The organism is Gilliamella apicola (genome assembly GCF_000599985.1).
In the GTDB taxonomy this organism is placed as follows: domain Bacteria; phylum Pseudomonadota; class Gammaproteobacteria; order Enterobacterales; family Orbaceae; genus Gilliamella; species Gilliamella apicola.
On record NZ_CP007445.1, the window covers coordinates 3,027,810 to 3,048,316 of the forward strand.

General features: G+C 29.3%; 19 protein-coding genes, 1 tRNA gene and 3 pseudogenes. 5 read left to right on the top strand and 18 right to left on the bottom strand.

From position 1 onward, the window contains the following. Positions 1-14: 14 nt before the first annotated feature. The 12 genes and pseudogenes from GAPWK_RS13525 to GAPWK_RS15165 form a co-directional block, all read right to left on the bottom strand. The gene (locus GAPWK_RS13525) at positions 15-500 is read right to left on the bottom strand and encodes a hypothetical protein (protein WP_025316752.1); all 486 of its coding nucleotides are present in this window, start codon (positions 498-500) and stop codon (positions 15-17) included. 151 nt (positions 501-651) lie between these two features. Beyond that, entirely contained in the window at positions 652-1,137 is a 486-nt protein-coding gene (locus tag GAPWK_RS13530; RefSeq protein WP_025316753.1) for a hypothetical protein, read from the bottom strand. Positions 1,138-1,173: 36 nt separating this feature from the next. Next, positions 1,174-1,656: pseudogene (ssb, locus tag GAPWK_RS15370) on the bottom strand (single-stranded DNA-binding protein). 29 nt (positions 1,657-1,685) lie between these two features. Further along, the gene (locus GAPWK_RS14940; protein ID WP_158413612.1) at positions 1,686-1,850 is read right to left on the bottom strand and encodes a hypothetical protein; all 165 of its coding nucleotides are present in this window, start codon (positions 1,848-1,850) and stop codon (positions 1,686-1,688) included. A gap of 58 nt (positions 1,851-1,908) precedes the next feature. Then, on the bottom strand, positions 1,909-2,418 hold the full coding sequence (locus GAPWK_RS14365) for a DUF3158 family protein (protein ID WP_025316754.1): 510 nt from the start codon (positions 2,416-2,418) through the stop codon (positions 1,909-1,911). Next, complete coding sequence (locus GAPWK_RS13545; RefSeq protein ID WP_025316755.1) at positions 2,408-3,073, bottom strand: PFL_4669 family integrating conjugative element protein; 666 nt, start codon at positions 3,071-3,073, stop codon at positions 2,408-2,410. Before GAPWK_RS13545 ends, GAPWK_RS14365 begins: the two co-directional genes overlap by 11 nt. A 51-nt stretch (positions 3,074-3,124) precedes the next feature. Beyond that, complete coding sequence (locus GAPWK_RS13550) at positions 3,125-3,745, bottom strand: STY4526/YPO1902 family pathogenicity island replication protein (protein ID WP_025316756.1); 621 nt, start codon at positions 3,743-3,745, stop codon at positions 3,125-3,127. Between the two features lie 44 nt (positions 3,746-3,789). Beyond that, on the bottom strand, positions 3,790-5,094 hold the full coding sequence (locus GAPWK_RS13555; protein WP_025316757.1) for a ParB family protein: 1,305 nt from the start codon (positions 5,092-5,094) through the stop codon (positions 3,790-3,792). A gap of 61 nt (positions 5,095-5,155) precedes the next feature. Then, positions 5,156-6,106, bottom strand: coding sequence for a ParA family protein (locus tag GAPWK_RS13560; RefSeq protein ID WP_025316758.1), 951 nt, complete (start codon positions 6,104-6,106; stop codon positions 5,156-5,158). A gap of 110 nt (positions 6,107-6,216) precedes the next feature. Continuing rightward, positions 6,217-8,013 carry a MobH family relaxase gene (gene mobH, locus GAPWK_RS13565; protein ID WP_025316759.1) on the bottom strand — a complete coding sequence of 599 codons (1,797 nt, stop codon included), beginning with the start codon at positions 8,011-8,013 and terminating at the stop codon, positions 6,217-6,219. A 1,446-nt stretch (positions 8,014-9,459) separates the two neighbouring features. Further along, positions 9,460-9,815: pseudogene (locus tag GAPWK_RS13570) on the bottom strand (antirestriction protein ArdA). Positions 9,816-10,421: 606 nt separating this feature from the next. Next, positions 10,422-10,814, bottom strand: a pseudogene (locus GAPWK_RS15165) (carbohydrate porin); the annotation flags it as partial. Between the two features lie 24 nt (positions 10,815-10,838). Here GAPWK_RS15165 and GAPWK_RS15375 point away from each other — a divergent pair. Beyond that, the gene (locus tag GAPWK_RS15375) at positions 10,839-10,967 is read left to right on the top strand and encodes a hypothetical protein (protein ID WP_269147118.1); all 129 of its coding nucleotides are present in this window, start codon (positions 10,839-10,841) and stop codon (positions 10,965-10,967) included. Positions 10,968-11,167: 200 nt separating this feature from the next. Here the strand turns inward: GAPWK_RS15375 and scrK are convergent, their stop codons facing one another. The 5 genes from scrK to GAPWK_RS13600 all read right to left on the bottom strand — a co-directional run bounded on the left by scrK (position 11,168) and on the right by GAPWK_RS13600 (position 16,766). Next, a complete protein-coding gene (scrK, locus tag GAPWK_RS13580) occupies positions 11,168-12,028 on the bottom strand; it encodes a fructokinase ScrK (RefSeq protein WP_025316761.1) in 861 nt (286 codons plus the stop codon). A 127-nt stretch (positions 12,029-12,155) separates the two neighbouring features. After that, positions 12,156-14,852, bottom strand: coding sequence for a mannosylglycerate hydrolase (gene mngB / locus GAPWK_RS13585; protein ID WP_025316762.1), 2,697 nt, complete (start codon positions 14,850-14,852; stop codon positions 12,156-12,158). Positions 14,853-14,873: 21 nt separating this feature from the next. Beyond that, complete coding sequence (locus GAPWK_RS13590) at positions 14,874-15,971, bottom strand: PTS fructose transporter subunit IIC (RefSeq protein ID WP_025316763.1); 1,098 nt, start codon at positions 15,969-15,971, stop codon at positions 14,874-14,876. A gap of 19 nt (positions 15,972-15,990) precedes the next feature. Continuing rightward, positions 15,991-16,308, bottom strand: a complete 318-nt coding sequence (locus GAPWK_RS13595) for a PTS fructose transporter subunit IIB (RefSeq protein WP_025316764.1) — start codon at positions 16,306-16,308, stop codon at positions 15,991-15,993. Then, a complete protein-coding gene (locus tag GAPWK_RS13600) occupies positions 16,305-16,766 on the bottom strand; it encodes a PTS sugar transporter subunit IIA (RefSeq protein WP_025316765.1) in 462 nt (153 codons plus the stop codon). Before GAPWK_RS13600 ends, GAPWK_RS13595 begins: the two co-directional genes overlap by 4 nt. Before the next feature lie 170 nt (positions 16,767-16,936). On the opposite strand from GAPWK_RS13600, the gene GAPWK_RS13605 reads away from it, so the two are divergent. After that, positions 16,937-18,865: a BglG family transcription antiterminator gene (locus GAPWK_RS13605; RefSeq protein WP_025316766.1), complete on the top strand. Its 1,929-nt coding sequence runs from the start codon at positions 16,937-16,939 to the stop codon at positions 18,863-18,865. A 56-nt stretch (positions 18,866-18,921) separates the two neighbouring features. Continuing rightward, on the top strand, positions 18,922-19,104 hold the full coding sequence (locus GAPWK_RS13610) for a hypothetical protein (RefSeq protein WP_025316767.1): 183 nt from the start codon (positions 18,922-18,924) through the stop codon (positions 19,102-19,104). A 259-nt stretch (positions 19,105-19,363) separates the two neighbouring features. Here GAPWK_RS13610 and GAPWK_RS13615 read toward each other — a convergent pair. Next, positions 19,364-19,439 (bottom strand) — tRNA-Phe (locus tag GAPWK_RS13615). Positions 19,440-19,597: 158 nt separating this feature from the next. Between GAPWK_RS13615 and GAPWK_RS13620 the strand changes: the two genes are divergently transcribed. Both GAPWK_RS13620 and GAPWK_RS13625 read left to right on the top strand, forming a co-directional pair. Next, entirely contained in the window at positions 19,598-20,035 is a 438-nt protein-coding gene (locus GAPWK_RS13620) for an FxsA family protein (protein ID WP_025316768.1), read from the top strand. 145 nt (positions 20,036-20,180) lie between these two features. After that, positions 20,181-20,474 (top strand): co-chaperone GroES, encoded by a 294-nt coding sequence (locus GAPWK_RS13625; RefSeq protein ID WP_025316769.1) that lies wholly within the window; start codon positions 20,181-20,183, stop codon positions 20,472-20,474. The last annotated feature ends 33 nt before the right edge of the window (positions 20,475-20,507 follow it).

The following is a 20,507-nucleotide window of genomic DNA, read 5'->3' on the forward strand; positions in this document are numbered from 1 at the left end:
AATTACTTATAATATTATTTTAATACTTTATTAAAACGATTAATTAATTCAGATTTAATATTTTTATTAGTAGTATCTAAATTATAGTTAACTATAATTCTAGCACCTGAACCAACTTTGCTGATTTTGACTCTTAAGCTTAAATCCCGCTGTTTATTGTAAAACAATTCATCATCAGCAATATGATAATAAGAACCTGGAGTTATTTCATAACTATATGCTGAGTCCATTTTTTTCAAATCCCGTAATAATTCTCCTCCTTCTTTTGCCACCTCATCAGGAGATCTAAAACCAAATTCATTTTTAATTGCAGCAAATGCAGAATCTACATCTGTCTTTGTGTTTATTGTAAAATTGCCTTTTTCATTTGTTTTATTTGGCTGAGATATACTTTCCGTATTGGTATTTAATAAATTATCAAATGGATTTTGAATATCAAGACTAGCACATCCTGACAGATAAGATGCTATAAAAATACTAAACATAATTTTTCTTAACATAATATATATTCCTTAATAAGTTTTTAAGACTTTGGATGAGAATGGAATGTCGTCATCAAAATCCATTGGTGGTTCAGGTTGCTATGCAGGTGCACTTTTATTTATCGCAACATTATTAGCACTTTGCTCCGTTACTAAAGTACTGCCGTTCTTATTTTAATACTTTATTAAAACGATTAATTAATTCAGCTTTAATATTTTTATTAGTAGTATCTAAATTATAGTTAACTATAATTCTAGCACCTGAACCAACTTTGCTGATTTTGACTCTTAAGCTTAAATCCCGCTGTTTATTGTAAAACAATTCATCATCAGCAATATGATAATAAGAACCTGGAGTTATTTCATAACTATATGCTGAGTCCATTTTTTTCAGATCCCGTAATAATTCTCCTCCTTCTTTTGCCACCTCATCAGGAGATCTAAAACCAAATTCATTTTTAATTGCAGCAAATGCAGAATCTACATCTGTCTTTGTGTTTATTGTAAAATTGCCTTTTTCATTTGTTTTATTTGACTGAGATATACTTTCCGTATTGGTATTTAATAAATCATAAAATGGATTTTGAATATCAAGACTAGCACATCCTGACAGATAAGATGCTATAAAGATACTAAACATAATTTTTCTTAACATAATATATATTCCTTAATAAGTTTTTAAGACTTTGGATCAAAATGGAATGTCGTCATCAAAATCCATTGGTGGTTCAGGTTGCTGTGCAGGTGCACTTTTATTTGTCACAACATTATTAGCACTTTGCCCCCCAGTTCTGAGAACCTTCATTATAACTATCATTACTGTTTTCTCGTGCGCCTAGCATTTGTAAAGTCCCACCGTTAGGATTAATAACTACTTCTGACATTTAACGATCTTGTCCTGATTGGTCTTGCCATTTTCGAGTTTGTAGTGACCCTTCAAGATAAACTTTAGTACCTTTTTTGGTATACCCGCCGACAATTTCAGCTAACTTACCAAAAACGACAAATGCTATTCAGTGCGATCACTGGCTTAACCAGTTTGTTTATCTTTCCATAATTCTGAGGTTTCTACACTAAAATTAGCTACAGCATTTCCATTTGTCATGTAACGGCCTTCAGGATCTTGTCCTAAATTACCAACTAAAATAACTTTATTTATTCCTCGGTTTGCCATTTTACTTTATCTACTCTCCATTATCTCTTTCACTTAACTGTTTTAAATTTATAATTTTCGTTATTAGCGTGTACTGATTGCTTAACTTTTATCCAGCATATATCAATATTATCGTCATCATCATTTTGTATATATGAATCAAGAAGTTCTTTAGCATACTTTTTAGTTTCTTGCTCTGTATCGTGATACTCCATTCCTTCGCCGTGATGATCTTATGTGAAAAATTTCATAATTATTTATCCTCTAAAATTGTCACTTAAAAATCATAAGTTCATCTAATTGAGACATACTTTTTTTTATAGAGTTTTTTATTCGAACATATATTGAAATTTGGTTATTAATTGAAATACGATCTATTTCCAGTTCTTTAATAAATTTTTTTTCACTAAAAGAAAGTTTATTTGAGTTTAAACAATTCAAAACAACAAACCTTCCTTCCAGTTCTTTAGTTTTAAATTCACCTCCTAGTGACTTAGAGCTTCTCCAATATAGCAATGATGCTCCTCCTCTACTTTTTTTTACTCTCAAATAAACTGGTAAATATTTTAGAGGTAAAGTTTCTTTTGTTAAGTCAACTAACCTTTGACTAATTTTTTCTAAATGTTTAATGGTAATGTTTATCTCATCAAGAAATAATGCATACTCTTCCTTACCCTTAAAAGGCTTTAAAAGGCCTTTTAAGGAACTGTTGCATCGCCCTACAAAATAATCATTATCGTGAAGCAAAATTCCATCCTGTTCTATAAAAGATTTAGTCATCATTATTTTGAGTCTCTCCTTCTTTAGTTGCTTTCATATATTTATCAGGAAGCTTTCCCATTAACTTAATGGCATTTTGTACTTTTTCGTTATGATCGTCAGCAAAATCTTTTCGTGTTACGTTAATATTTTTATACCGAGTTATATACACTAATAAAGATCTAAGTTTTGTTATAATATTGAACTGCATATCAGACGCTTTTTTATTGCTTAGCAATGATATATGTTTAGCTAATTGAATATCACGAATAAGCAAATCTAATTTATTGAGTAAAAAGACTAGTTGATAACCAATCGGTATATTAATAAATAAATTAACTGATATGGGATTCACAGATGAAACTTTACTAAAAGAAAAACCTTCTGGCACAGATTTTAATAGTTTTTTAACATTATGATTTTCAACATCAATCAAATCATTAATTTTTTGTATTTTTTCTTCTATGTTGTTTAACCAAAATTCTGCATACGGATTATCTGTTTTAAATGCGAGATTAATTAACCTTAAATATGAAATAGCCTTAATAACTCCAATTATTTCAGCCTTTTCTTCTGTTTTTTTTCTTCCATGCCAAATTTGAACTGCAGGAACAGTATGTAATTCAATGGCTATATCACTATGCAATGCGCCAACTTTTTTAATTTCATTTTCAATCATAAATAGCTCCATTTTTGTTATGGGAGATAACAATTAATTACAAATTACTTTCTATTTCTTTAATAATAGATGTTTTTCTATTTCTTTGATAATAGATGTTAAAGATAAATATTCCTGTTCTGAATCTACCTCTTGATTATTAGGTGAGAAAAATAGAGAAATCGATTCAGTAACAATCATGAAAGCATCCAATCTATTAAAATCATCAACTTCATTGAGTAGAGGATTATCTTTCACTAGCTCAACCCACTTTTTCCAAATAGCCTCGCTTTCCTCAAAGTTAGGTTTTTTAGATCGACCTCGTGTAACATGAACATTCAGCAAAAATCGTTTAGTACTAATTTCAGTGGTACTCAAACCAAAATACTTAAATAAAATTTCATTTGAAGCACCCAACATAATAGCCCTATCACACATTTCTGTCTTGCGAGTATTGTCGCTAGATGTTTTGAGTAATAGATCAAAAACAGGGACATTTAGTTTAAAACTTAGAAAATTAACTGATGTATTTGACAATTCCAACAGTTGTAAGTAGGGAATACTTTTTAATTTGATTAATTGTTCTTCATTGAAACCAATATCAATTAACCACTTAATTTTTCCTTGCTCCATTAATTCAAGAGCAATTGTCAAAAGAGAAAAATTAAGTTTATTATTCACAGGTGTGATCATTTGAAAGCCTCTTGTAACACAAATGATAAAACTAATTCATTCTTTTAATATTTTTCTTTTAATAATTTAATTAATTTAATTAATTTAAATATTCTAACGAGGACAAAGTCATCAATATTTGAGTCAAATAAAATATCAATATTAAGATGAGTGTTACCCCCCATAACAGATTCATTAGTTAAACTATCTAAAAAATTATTTAAATCTTGATTTTCTTCAAAGTTAACGTTATTTTTAATTTCATCTATTGTTCCATCAATTATTTTAAAAATAGATTCTTGTGATATATTATCTTCATAAGAAATTTTTAGACTAAAGACATTTATGTTTTTCTTAATATCTGAGTCATCTTCATTTTTTTCTCCATGTTCCAGCTCTTCATAACTAGTGTTGGTGTTAGTATTATTATCCTTAAAATCATCTTCAATAATATTTGGTTTGTCATTTTCATTTTTTTCTTTATCAACTTTATTATCATTATCATCTATTTTTTTACTACTCAATAAATCAAAATTCAAATCATCATAGCTAATTTTGAATAATGTTGAAAAATGACCTAAAACCTCATCTTGCAATCGTTCATAGCTAAATATTTCAGGGGATAAATCAAATTGAGTTAATATCAATCCAAATTCATCATTAAAATCACGAGATTTTAACTCATCAATATCACTATCTTTCCATTTTTTTTCACACGTTGTTCTTAACTGCAAAATTTTCTCTGCATTATTACGACTCAGTCCGGCTTTAAAAATTTCAGGAATAAATGGGTATAAAAGTTCAACAGTATTTATCATTTTACTTAAAAGAACATGGGATATAGGATATCCATCCTCTTTTAATTTGCTACTCAGCTCTCTATAAGATAAAGATTTATTTAAGTCAGATTCATAAATACTTTTTAATTTAGATACACCTAAAGATTTTTCTATAAAAGTATAGTCACTTCTCAATCCATTTTCTTTCAAATGACCAACAATTGATTTTGATTCACTTTGCCATTTTTGATAAACACAATTAAATCTAAAAAATGCAGGATCAGCTGTTTCTTCATAAAGTTCTTTTAATATTTCAAGCCTTGTGTTACCACCTTTAGCTATTATATAAAAATCATCACCAGGTCGTTTTGTTATAATAGGAGCCTGATCTAATCCACTGGATCTAATCGACTCTTTTAAATCATTATAGCTTTCATTTTTTTTCATCCTAGGTAAAACATCACTAACATGTACTTGATCTAATGTTATAGTCATAGGCATTTCACTAGGTAGTGATGCATTAGGATCTTTATTAATTAATGGAGATGTCATTCTTTTTTTTAATAAATCATTTGAATTAGTATTAGTCATATAAAAACCTTACATTAAAAAATCTAATGTTTTAAACAGTTATTAAGAAAGAAAAATTACTTTATTCAGAAAAATCAGTAATTGGCACAATAAAATAATCCTCTAATTGTGGCAAAAAATGAGATGATATTTCTGAACAAATTTTAAAGATACATTCCTTAACTTCTTGAGCTTGCTTTTTTGTGATTTTGTAAGAAAATTCAGTATCTTTATTTTTTTCTTTATATGTGAAAAATGCAGGTTGACTCAATGATGAGGCATTCTTAAAGTTAGCCATTGATTTTATGTCTTGGTCTAGGGCTTTAATTTTAATTGGGAATTGTTGTGGATATTCATTATTTATAGTTTCAATTTGTTCCGTAAACATTAATTTAACTCTTTTACAATCGTTAGTTAAATCAATTTTATTGAAAAACGTATAAATTTGAGTTGGTAGTTTCAATCCGAAAGATAAGAATGGATGTAACCCTTTGACTAAATTATTTAATGTACCTCTTAAATATTCCCTTGAACCTTGCATGCTTGGCTCAATAGGTGATAAAACAATATCACTAGCCATAATGGCCATGCTTACAGTTTGATCAACAGTGCCTATTGTATCAATAATAATCACGTCATAATTATTTTTTATGAAATTTAATCTTGATGATAGTCTTATTATACCATCTGCTGTACTGTTTAAATGTGATGCTAATTCTTCTCTACTACAATTGGATGTAATTAAATCTAGATTTTCAATGCATGTTTTCGATATTATTTTTTCAGGTTCAGTCTCACCTACCACTAAAAACTCAAAAACGCCACCAGGAGTTTCGTTTGATAATGAATAATACGAACTGGCGGCAAGTTGACCCAAATCTAGATCTATAATTAATGTTTTGAGTCCTGCTAACGCATAATATGCAGCTATATTAGCAACAATTGTTATTTTAGTTGAACCACCCTTAGTGTCAACAATGCTGATGATTTGAGCAGGTTGACCCAAAAATTGGTGCTTCGTTGGTGTTGTCATTTTTGAAAGCCTCTTTTTTAGATAAATAATACTTAAAATAAGCAGGGAGCATCTAATCCCAAAAAAATGTAACACTAAAATGTAGTTACGTCAAACAAATTTTTTCTAAATTATTTTTTTGAGTACTCATCTTCATCTAAGATAAGTTCTAAATGAGGATTATTTGGGAACTCATCAGGGATAGCAAATAAATATTTTTTTTCAATTAAATATCCTGTTATCTTCTTATTTTTCTTCTTACTTGTAATGAGACACTTCCAAATATTAAATCGTTCCTTTCCAAATTTGGAATGTATTTTTAATGATTGGAAATTAGATTGAATTTTTTTCCAATTTTCAGTATCGCTATTACCAAAATGATATAAACAATATTTTTGAAAAATTCCTGGAGTAACCATGAAAATCCTATTATTAACTGTGTGAATATTAGCTGTTTGAGTATTAACGGCTAATTTTCTATTCAAGATTTGTTCTCTAACCCATTTTATAAAATTATCATTAAATGCTGTATCATCAATTTCAATTCTGTTACCCCCCGTAACAGAATTATCATTATCATCAATTTCACTACTATCACTATTGTTGAATAACAAATTAGTTACATATCCAACTGTTAATTCTTCATTAATTTCTAATTGTTTTTCTGATGATTCTGATTCTAGCTGCCTTTGTGATGATTGTTCCTGTAATGAATCGTTTTTTGAGTTTAACGTAATAGGTGTTATTTTTCCTAAAAATAATTCTGGTTGTTTATCAGCAGAACTAAACGCTACGTTACTACTCAATTTTATTAATGTTAATTTTTCAGCCACCCAACCGCTATCAGATTCAATTTTACACGTCCAAACAGTTTTATTATCATCTGTTGCTATTGCTAATCCAGATTCTCTCAAAATATCAAACATTTTTAAATTATCAGACGGTATTTCAGTAATTCCATTTTTCAATAAATACGCTCTAATTTTATCAGTGAGAACTTTACTAATAACCCAAACATTACCATCATACCAACCATCACATGCGCCAGTTCCATTTAATTTCAGTTCGTTATCTATAAGATAACGTATAGCACCTAATATTTTATCTGTTAAACTAATAACTGTTTTATATGCAACTTTTGTAGGATCTCCACCTAAGTTTTTGGAAACAGATGCCGTATCGGCTTTTAGAACTATCTCACCTATAACTCCAGATTTTTCATAATGTCCAGAGCAAAAATAAATGAATGAGGAAAACAATTCAGGATATGAGGAAAACCAAACAATAGATTCTTGAGGAATTAATACATTCAGAAAAAACGATGACGCACAATTATGCAATTCATATTTTCTATCCCTATTATACATAAATCTATACTTACCCAATACAGGTCCGTTAATTGGAGACCAAATTTCTCCGGTCTGTTTCTCAATTTTTATATCAACTAAAATTTTGCCTATATCATGCAATAACGCACCATACATTACCCCTGCACTCCAAGCCTCAGATTGATGCGATATATCCTCCGGTTGACCCCCCAACGGCAGTAAGTATGATAATCTAATTTTCAACGCATAATTTATAACCTCTAACGTATGATCTAATAAACCTCCTAAATAGGCATGATGATGAGATTCAGATGCTGGAAGCAATTGAACTAATTCAGCGAATTTATTAATTGGAGTAAGGTAAATTAAATTAAAACGCTCCTGATCCATAGAAACACGATCCCAAATTAATTTAATTAATAATTTTCTATATGGCGTATTAAGTAATGAATCAGCACTATAAAAATCAATCCATCCATCATTAGATTGTTGATGAGGAACATAGACTGAACTAACCGAAGCCTGTTCAGTTTGTTCACGTTCAGCTTGATTGACTTGTGTAGTAAACAAACGACAATATTTAAAAAATTTAGAAAACATAATAAAAAAACTCTAAAGTTAATAGTCCATCTCGTGGAAAAATGCGAAAGAGGCAGAAAAATTAGCAAACGCTCGCCCTCCTACTCTAACTAGCAACATTAGATAATGTAGGATGGTCCGCCTTGACACAGACTATCAGCAATAACCTCGAAATTTCAAGGATTACCTCCATTCACGCTCTGTGTACAGTAAATACCATTTTACGTTTTACCGAATTACCACGCTGTTTTTAAAGAGGCAGCCGTTGTTGATTCCCCGTCCCTCGAATATTTTCAATTCCTATAAATCGTTTGTTAGTTCGCAACACTAACAAAGGCAATTTACCGCGTCGCACGTTGAGTAGTTTGAATGTTCCCCGTTCTACTCGACAAGCACACCCATTCAGCAACAATCACATGAGTCCAATCTGAATGAATATTACAAATAATGTAACTAAAAGTGCAAGCCTAAATTAGAAAGTGGATATTTGATATATTTTATAAAAAATATTTGACGAATAGATAGTGGATTGATTATAATTATAATCAATAATTAGTTAGTTCTTAGCCAAAGAACATTTCCGTGCTGACCACAAAGCAACTTTTTTAGTGTTGACGCACTAAAAAGGTTTTATTTTTTATACATATACAAATATTCCCACCTGTAATTATAAAATATATGACCAATTATATGATACAAAAATACAATTTTGATCATTATATATTAATAAAATAAACTACAAAAGTTTTTAATGTTACCTCCAAATACGAACAACACTATTATATCAAAATTGATAATTTTTTAAGTCAATCTTATCTATATCTAAAGGTAGAATCATGCTTACTTAATAATATTTTATGTGAATATTATCAAATACTATATTTATTTAGAAATAATAATCCTTATAGTTGTGTTGAGTTCATGAACCCTCAAAATCGAGATAATAATGGTATATACGATATAAAATGTTGTGTGTTTTCGAAGTTATAGCAATATCAATGAGTTATTCATTACTTTCCAAACACCGAAAGCGTATTAATAAAAAAGATTTAACATATTTAGATAAAGTTGAGGAATATCTTGAATTACTAAAATATTGCATCAATTATTTAAATGATAAATTCAACACACAGCTACCAAATTACTTTAACTCTAAAGAAAATATACTAAATATTTCTTAATTTTTACAAAAAAATAAATAATATTAACTAATGTATATAAAGTAAATTTGTAAATTTCATTTAAATTTGTAGAGTTACTAACTGCTCATGCTAAAGATCTTGTATACTTCAAAACGTTGTACTCTTCTGGAGCTGATACATTATCGTAATCTTCAGTAAAACTTTCACCTGTGTAATAAATATAATTACCCGAATAAAATGTACCATTTTGTTACAGTATAATATCATGACCGTAGTATTCATAATCAAAGTAGTTACTTAAATTGCCTAGCTCTTTTAAACTATATCAGCCACTTTCTGCAATCCAGAAAAATCCTAAATCATATTCATCAGAAATATTGGATAAGAATTGAAAGCAATCTAAGTTATCGGATAAATTAATTAAGTCAGTAATAGAATTAACATAGTCTCCAACATCAATAACTGCTTCATAAATTTCCATTTCATCATGATTTAATTCGTAAAGTTTACAGGCTAAATAGTTTAATTCATCAAGATTCCTATGTTCTGATATATAATTTGATACACCATAGACAGTCAATTCATAATCTGTTAAGAAATACTCATCATAATTAATACCATCCTTTGAAAGCATTGTTTTACTTGTTCAGGTGTTGTTGGCAAAGCAAGCCATTCGCCCACTAACTCACCTTCGTTATATTTCCCTAAATTGGTTACAAATACTGAGAATGCTTATTAATTATTTTTTAGTATTTAACTAAGCAATTTCTTATAACCATTGCAAATAAAGGCTTTAAAGCTATTTTTGGATACACGCCATTATCGAACCAAATGTATCCGGGTTTGTATCCGATTTTGCACTTGATATGGGATAATCTCAGTTGACGTCGGTTGACAAAGAAAATTCCTTGAAAGGTAGTTTTGAAAAAGCTTTAGATATAAAAAAATCAGCTTTAAGCTGGTGTCTTTTTCGGAATTGGTACCCGTACCCGAAATCGAAATAAAATTATAATTTATTGATATTAAATAACTTTAATTCAAATAAAAACTATTTGTATCCACTTTTATATCCATAAGTCAACTTGCTTGAGTTTAAATATTTTTAACGGCTAAACATACAAATGAATCACCATCTTTTCAAAGTGTTATTATATAAATAAAAGTATTAAATCAATTAATGTCTAAAATAATATAATAAGTAAAAAACTCTAATTTTGAAATGATTTAATATTTCTATCCTGCTCTAGCGAGCTAGGATAAAAATATTAAATTAATTAGATTAGATAGTTAGAAGAAATATTTAAATCTTACGCGCGCACCATAACGATTATCAGAGCCACCACCTTGATTCTCATCACGAGATAAATGTGGCCAGTATGTACCTAGATAGATATTAAAGTTATCCATATCCATTACATTGGGAATTAAATATGATGCATTAACAGTATGAATCTTATATTTATATTTACCTAAATCTAAATTATCGGTTAAAGTCGTTGGTTTGTATTGTTTAATATCATTCGCTGCAAAAATATAACCTAAATCAATTCGTTGCCATACTGCATTAACGCCTGCTGAAAAATCTTTTTCTCGATTAGCATCAAGGTAAGCTGTGCTCACGTTAACCACTAGATTATCTGGTGATTGATTCCAATTGCCCGCGGTATTAAAACTCATTGTTGCTCCATAGCCTCATCTAAACCGATGAGTACGCGACCATTAATGTCCCAACGTTTATCACGATTAGCATTACTATCTGCTGTTGTTTTTAATGAAGTTAAACTATGTTTTTTTACTTACTGCATCGATATTGAACTCGACATCACCATATAATTTCAAATCACCTTGGCTAGTTTGTTACTCAATTTGTGCAAACGCTGCAAAACTGGATAAACAGCATAAAGCGACAAAAAGTTTAGAATATTCCATTACTCGATCTCCGATTAAAGTATTATGTAATTACATAAATAAACTACAATTTTTTTAAATTACGATTAAATACAATGTGTTTACATTTAAAAAATAATGTTGATTTAAAAAAGTAATTTTTTGGCCAGTAAAAAATTACCAATTGTTGCACTACAATTATTTTCTATAGATGGTGTTTTTATATATTCATCCAAATTTTCAATTGTAATATAATTATTCATAAGCAGTTTAAAGTGTGCTTTAACTCTACCTAACATATGATCTTGATACATTACACCGCCACCAAGAATAATCATTTTAGGTCGTATTATTAATGTTGCATTGAAAATGGCTTGAGCTATATAAAAGGCTTGCACATCCCATACATATGAATCACTCGTTATATTTTCACCCTTAATACCTATTCTAGCTTCAATACTTGGCCCTGATGCCAATCCCTCTAAGCAATCATGGTGAAATGGGCAAACTCCATTAAAATCCTGATCTAACAGATGTTTTTTTACCATTTGATGTCCCATTTCTAGGTGCCCTACGCCACCTATAAATTGGCCATTTTGAATAACACTACCCCCAACTCCCGTCCCTATTGTGTAATAAATCAAATTATCACATGAATTTAAATACATTTCTCCGTAAGCACTTGAATTAACATCTGTTGTAAAAAATACAGGAATATCTAATTCTTTTTGAATAGGAGAAACTAAATCAACATTAGACCATCCTTGTTTAGGTGTGTTTAAAATATATCCGTATTTATCACTATTCTTATTATTATCAATAGGACCGAAACTGCCGATTGCAATTGATGAAACTCTATTCACACTGAAAAAGTGATTAACTTGTTTAATTGTTTGTTCATAGGTTGTGGTTGGGATAACTTCACTCGTAATTATCTCATTTTTCTCATTTCCTACTGCACAGAGGAATTTCGTTCCACCAGCCTCAATGCTACCAAATAAATTCATTTTTAAACCTCTTCAAAATAAATTCAATATCATAAATAAACTTATTATGATTTATATTATTTTAGATAATATATCTATAAATAATTTAGCCAACATCATCCATATTGGCTAAATTTTATTCGCTTTATTAATGAGTTAATTCATTTTCAAATTCGATATAAATCGTAACAAACTTAGCGTGCTCAATACCTTTAATATCAATACTATTATTAAATATATCTATATTATCTAAGCAATGTTCTTGAAGATTAACTTTTTCAGCTAGTTTAATTTTATGCTTAAACTTAATTGTTGAATGACTAATCTGTTTATATTTACCATTATAAAATCTTAAGATATAACCCGGTCTCTCTTCAGCTTTCTTTATAACACTTAAAATTAAATCTCCGCTAGTTTCCATCATACTAAAAGTGACAGGAAGTGTTTTATCTACATCTGATAATGTAAATATTAATCTTGAGTTTAGAAAATCTGCTATTTGGTAAACTTGAACTGGTGATAATATTTGTTTTGCTAACTCAGCAACATTTGAAGAGTTAAATGATTCAGAATAATAAAAAACCGAAAACGAATATGTCATATATTTATGACACTGGGCATCAGGAGTTTTAATAGTTGTTTCACCAGAAGCTCGTCCTGGTCTGTACATTAAATTCTCTTTTCCCATAAAACCATATGTTCTAAATATAGTTAATCGTATAATACTGTAATCATCACCAATGATTTCATATTCTCGAACCCCTTTGGGTACGACTGCAACACCTTTATTTTCATCAGATAAAGTTACAAAAGTTTGGCAAGTTTCGATTGCTATAGGTTGCTCACTCCAAGAGTTTTTATTTTGCTCCCATAAGCTCATTTCTTTTTCAAATAGAACCGGTCTTTTTATTACGCCAAATTGATGATCTGCCGTTGAAAATTTAGATGCAATACTTGTATCAAAAGATACACATACTCGATGGCTATCAACTAATGTATTATCTACTTGTAATGAAAAATCAATTACAGGAGAATCTTTTTTAATGGTTAAATTTAATGTGATTGGTAATAAAGTTGTACATTTTCTTTGTGATCTTTCTTGTAGATTTTTAGGTACTAACATTTCAAAATCTATACAAACCATACTAACGATATCCGATTCTTTTATCGTTATCGTAGGTGAAAAATCTGTAGAATAAACAACTAAATCGTTAACCGGAGGTGAATAATTAAAAGAATCCCCATCATCACCATTATCTTCTATAATAGCTTGATTTTTATAGGTTACATTTGATTTTTTATCTAAAATGTCTAAAGAACCATTCTTATTAACAGTAATTGTATAATAAGTATTTTCAATTACATTAGTAGATTTTTGTTTGATTTTTTTATGTGTACTGCCATTCAAATCTAGCGTTAGTTGGTTATAACCTAAGCTAGGTAGATTAAATGATTCTAACGCAATTTTTGCTTTATATACTTTCTTTGGAATATATATTTTTTTACTTGGGTTAAGAATATTTCCTTGATTAAGAACATATTGTGTCTGATCTACTAATTCTAAAATTGTATAGGGAATCTCCATACCTTGCTGATCTAATATTCTAAAATCTTCTTGTGGTAAATAAACATCTGCTTCAATAATTCCACTTCTAGATTTATTAAAAGTATTAAATACAGTTAGAGTAATATCTTTACCAGAAAAATTATCAATTCTCATCGATATATTTCTCATTGTAAGCTCTATCAAGTTCTCCGAAATATCCCTAATTTGTTTGTAGCGCATATAGATATCTTCATTAGCAGAATCAGATACACACGAACCTATCGAATCATGCGCAGCATTTTCAAACATCAATTTCCATATTTCACGAACTGTTTCTACTGGATATTCGAAACCTAATGACATAGAAATACTTAAAATAGGTTCCATTATATTAACAAGATAGTTTTGAGTTTGTGTATTTAACTGTTTTAAATCTGATCTTGAAGAAAAAATAGTTTTATGAATTCTCATTAATTTTCCATTAATTAACTCACCACTAATTTCTTCTAAGTCCGGGTTTTCATTTTTTATAGCATTTATATAGTTTTCTATAGTAGATATTTCTAATTCAAACTCATCTTTATATAATTCATTCATTCTAGCTATTAATTCTAATAGATTTTCTCTTGGTGGAGCTTGATCAAATCCATTAGGGAAAAAAACATGATTAGTTGAACTTCTTGCCCATGTTTTTCTAAAAGGATCTTGTTTCAAATAAGTTGCTAGTTCTTGCGAATCCTCAGGAATAGCTCCGCCAATGTAATAACCACTAGGAATTTGGAATACATTTACAATTGAACCATCTTCTCCTTTCCATCTATATTCTGTTTTTTTGACTTCATCATCACTAACTCCGCGCCAAAACATTGTATCTTTAATGCCGAATTCTAAGTAAATTTGAGGCATGCTTGATGATTGACCAAATGAATCTGGAACATAACCAACTGGCATATATCCACCAAATTCACTACAAATTCTTATACCATATTGCATATTTCTGATAATACTTTCACCAGATATCACTAACTGATCTGTTTGAGTATACCAAGGACCTATAATTAACTTACCTTTTTTTACTAGTGATTCTATTCTATGTTTATCTTGCGGTCTCCATTTGAGATAATCATCTAAAAGAGATGCTTGACCATCTAATAAAAATGAATCATATCCATTTTCATCTTCTAATAATTCAATGACTCTTTTAAAATCATGCATCAAATATACTTTAGAGCGACTAGTTGTGAAATACCACTCTCTATCCCAATGAGTATGCGGAACTACATGTACTTTTTTCATTATCTTGGCCTATTTAAATTAAATTTAATTTTCAATGCTGATCTCAATATCATCAATATCTATTAATTCTTGCTCATCATCTCTTTTAAAGTTAACAAACAATGGCGCAAAAAAACCGATGAAAGCAGCACCAACAAATAGACCGACTAAATATGCCCAGCCATTTCCGACAGTAAAGAAACCATAAACACCACCAACAGGTGGCATCTTGTCAAACATCCCTAATAAAACACCTAAACCTGATGCTATAGCTCCACCAATAATATTAATTGGTACTAACTTTAATGGGTTTACTAAAGTAAATGGTATTGCACCTTCGGTAATACCAATAAATCCCATCACAAAATTATTCCGGCCTGCATCTAATAATTCAGCATTAAATTTTTTCTTATGGAATAACGTTGCAAAAGCATATCCCATAGGAACAGCACAAATAGCAATATTAACCATGATTGCTGGCATATAAATCTGTTCAATTAATAACACATTTCCTGCCATCCATGCAGCTTTATTAATTGGGCCACCTAAATCAGAAGCGATCATTCCCCCAAGAATAATAGCTAATAATAATTGGCTGACATCATTCGCTATCATACTTCTGATCCAATTAACTAATCCTGTGTTAATCAAAGCTAGTGGTTCAGATAAAACAGCTCCCATAATGATAGCTACAGATAAAGTAGCAATTAAAGGTAGAATAACCAGTGGCATTACGCCTGAAAATGATGCTGGTAGATGAATTTTATTTTTTGCCCATTTAACTAAATAGCCAGCTAAAAATCCAGCAATCACCGCACCTAAAAATCCAGCATTAGTTGAACTAGCAACAGCTCCACCAATAAATCCAGCACCAATTGCAGCCTTATCACCAATAGAATATGCAATAAAACCAGCTAATACTGTATTTATTAATGCTATACCTACCCAACCCACTTGTTCTATCAAATAAAGAGAGTGCTCAAAACCAGAACTATCTTTAAAAATATCTAGACTAGTAATACCCATAGATAATGCTATCATTTTGGGAATAGCAATTACTAAAGAAGCTCCGATAATTAATGGTAGAACAAAACTAATGCCACTCATCAAATGCCCTTTCAACTCAAACATTATTTTTTTCATATTAATTTCTCTTATTTAGTTATTTTCTACTTTCTATGATATTCACACATTTTTTTAAAACTGCTTCAGGAGCCTTAATACAAGTGGCAATACTAACTTTTAATTGAGGCTTATCTTTAAATCTATCCATATCTATTACTTTTTGATCTGTTGCTAATAAAACAAAATCAGCTTCATCAACTTCAGCTTGTGAAATTTTATTAACTTGCCCTAAAGATCCTTGTTGCTCAATTTTTACATCATAACCTAATTTTTTACCTGCATTCTCTAATGCTTTAGCAGCCATAGGTGTGTGCGCTAGTCCTGCTGGGCAGGCTGAAATACCAACAATTTTCATACTAATACCTCTCTTGTCATTTCCTTACTGATTAGTGATATAATTTTATTTATATCTGTTGAAGCTTTTATTTCATTTTTAAAATCATCTTCCATTAAAGCAGTAGCTAGTTTACTTATCATCATAATATGGGTAGTGCCAGCCTCATTTTTAGGCACGAATAAAGCAAAAACATATTGAACATTACTCTCATCAAATGTTTCCCATTCTATCGGTTTAGCTAATTTTGCAAAAAAAACAGTTGGAGTAATAACAGCGTCATCTTTTGCATGAGGAATTGCAAACCCATCAATCAATCCTGTCGATGATTCTTTTTCTCTATCGATAAATGCTTCCATAGTTTTTTTAATATCATTGACGTAATTATGCTTAAAAGCATTACTTGATAAAAAATCAAATAACTCATCTCTACTTTCTACGTTTAAATTCAAAAAAATATTATTTTCTGAAAGATTCATTACTTTAATACCTTTAATTAAATAAAATGGATTAATTAATATAATAAGAGATGTTATAAAAAAGCATATCCATACATTTTCATTTTATTTTGGAAAATTAATGTACTATCTTTTTTTCTAGAAGTAATATCATATTCATAGTAATTTTTTAAATGAGGCCTTTTATTACTATGAGTAAATTTTCGTACCAACGGTTAGATGATTTATTTGATTTTTTTTTACTTAAAAAAGAGCCCATATTAATTAAAGATATTGCGTCGACAATTAATGTGTCTGAACGAACTATTCGCACGGACATTTCTAACCTAAATGATTATTTAATTGATAAAAATGCCAAAATAAAATTAATAAGACAAAAAGGTTATATCTTAGATTGTGAAGATGAAAAAAAAATCATCGACTGGTGGGGTAATTTTAATAAAACTGAAGGCTATAGTTTATTAGGCTCTTTAGAAGAACGTCAGAATTATTTATTCGCTTTATTATTGAATGAGCTAAAATATTATTCCGTTTATGAATTAATGGAACATTTATGTATAAGCAAAAATACACTATATATGTACTTGAAAAATATACGTAAAACATTATCAAACTATAATTTAAAACTAATTAATAATACAAATACTGGATTTAAAGTTATTGGCACAGAATACGATAAACGAAAAGCTATATTAGATTTATTTTTGATTAACGATTTACAATCTTATTTGGTTGGATTCACGGATTTAGAAAAGTTATTTTTGACAAATATTGATTTAGATTTATTAAATACATTAGAATCAAAACATTTATATTCTCTACAATTATTGGACTCTGATTTTTATCATAAAAATATAATATCGACTATTGCACTGGCGATAGCTAGAGTAAAAGAAGGATTAACAATTAATGAAATATCCATTGAAGTTCCAAAGTTAATGGATCATGCATTAGATGCAATATATTTATTTCTTAAGGAAATAGAAAACTCATTCTCAATCACATTACCCATTAATGAAATCAACTATTTTATTCTAACTTTATCCATTAATGTACCTAGATTAATCAAAAACCCTAAAAATCACCCATCTGAATCGTCGATCATCGTTGATGAATTATTAACATCAATATATGAGACATCTAATCTTAATTGGACTAAAGATGAGATCTTATTTGAAGATTTAGTTAACCATATTGAGAATTTTATTAAAATTAGTTCAATAGATAAAGAAAGAAAAAATCCAATACTCAGTACAATAATAAATTCTTTCCCATTTGCCTACAGTTTAAGTTTAACCCATCTAGGCGTAATTGGTAAAAAATACAATATCTTTTTTTCTGAAGATGAAGTCGGATATATAGCACTACACATAGCTGGCGCTATTGAAAGACATAAAGCAAAAACTCCACAGCTTAATGTGATTATCGTCTGTGGTGGTGGCTTTGCTATGAGTAAAATTATAGAATCAAAAATAAATAAAAAATTCCCAAATAAATTTAATATAAAAAAAACATACTCCTATGCTGAATTTCAATTATCAAAGATAAGTGACATAGATCTAACAATTACCACACTTCCATTTACTCAAGAAAATACTCCCACTGCTTACATTGATATGTCAAATATAGATAAAGCAATTGATGATTTAAAATATTATCTAACCGATGATCAAATTAATAATAATGTTATGCAACTTTTTAATCCTGAAAATTTTTATTACTTTGACACTGATAAATTATCTAAAAAAGACTTATTAGTAAAAATGGCAGTTGATCTAGAAAAACAAAATATTGTCTCAGAGGATTTTGTGTCTAGTGTGCTAGAAAGAGAGAGCTTACAGACAACATTGATTAATGATGTCATTGCTATACCTCATTCTATGACAATGAGTGCAAACAGATCAAGAGTATCAGTTGCTATATTTCCGAATGGGATACAATGGGAGAAAGATAAAAAATGTAATTTTATATTTTTACTTGCATTATCGAAAACTGATAATGAAATTACAGATAATTTATATGATCTAATATTAAATTTAATTGATGATAAAGCCATAACAAAACAATTATTAAAAGCTAATACATTCTATGAATTTAAAAATTTACTAAGTATTTTATAGGTTAATTATAATTCATTGTAAATGGAATTTATTGTAACCATCAACATTTTATTACGATGGGTAAACACGTTGGACTAGATGAAAATCTGACCAAAGGAATGTTTATTGAGTTTAAATCGCTCATGCCTAGTGTTATTTCACAGATCAAATCTCAATTACCAAACCATCACCCTTTACATATCAGTGATGCAATTTCTAATGGCCTTGCAAAACAAGCTGAAAAGATCCCTGATTTTTAAAAGAAGTTTTCTATATTAAGAGATACTTTATTTTATCTATTCCCGTATACGGTATAGATAATAAACTTTAACCTATTGTTATAAAATAATTTATCATGAATCAATAAGATACTTGTATCTGGGTTTGTATCCGATTTTGCACTTGATATAGAGTAATCTCAGCTGACATCGGTTAACAAAGGAAATTCCTTGAAAGATAGTTTCGAAAAAGCTTTAGACATTAAAAAACCAGCTTTAAGCTGGTGTCTTTTTTTGGAATTGGTGCCCGGACGCGGAATCGAACCACGGACACGGGGATTTTCAATCCCCTGCTCTACCGACTGAGCTATCCGGGCAACAATGGATGTGTATTAAACACGATTCGCGATCATCCGTCAATCCCTCTTGTAAGAAATTTTTAAAAATATGTACTGATTGGTTGAAATTTAACTAATTATCACTATATTAATAATTTAGTTAGGATAATATCACTCTATATTTAGAGGAATTTTATATGCGAGTTTTTGGTTTCATTATTTTTTTTATTTATGCTTATTTTGAACTGAGTTTCTTTATAACAGTTGCTGATTCAATTGGTGTTTTTCTTGCTTTGATTGGGATTATTGCTACTTCAATTATTGGTCTTTCATTAATTAAAAAACAAGGTTTAAAAAACCTAAGTATTATGCAACAAAAAATTGTTAATCAGCAAAATCCTAAAGATGAAATTATTAAGAGCGTATCCTTATTATTTGCTGGCTTTTTGTTACTTATTCCGGGTTTTTTAACTGATATTCTTGGCGCCATTATGTTCATTCCACGCGTTCAAGAATATATTGTCCGGTTTATTGTTGGAAAACTACCCTCAAGATTTTATGCTTTTTCCTCTAACCGCAACACACAAATGAATGATGTTATTGAAGGGGAATTCGAACGAAAGAGTGATGAATAAATAATCAATTGGATTTTTTTTTATTTTATTCTCTTGAAGAATTTAAAATAATCCCCATGTATTGTGCACTATATAATACATATCATAATTTTATGATTTATTGTTAATAATTGTTTAAGTAAAAATTAGTGCTAGGAGATAACTAATGAAAATTCGTCCATTGCATGATCGTGTGATCATTAAACGCAAAGAAGTAGAATCAAAATCAGCTGGCGGTATTGTTTTAACTGGTTCAGCTGCTGGTAAATCAACACGTGGTGAAGTTTTAGCTATTGGTAATGGTCGCATTTTAGAAAATGGTCAAGTTCAGCCATTAGATGTTAAAGTTGGTGATATCGTAATTTTCAATGAAGGATATGGCGTTAAAACAGAAAAAATCGATAACGAAGAAGTGCTTATCCTATCAGAAACCGATATTTTAGCCATTGTTGAAGCATAACTGGCAAATAATTTAATTTATATACAGAATTTA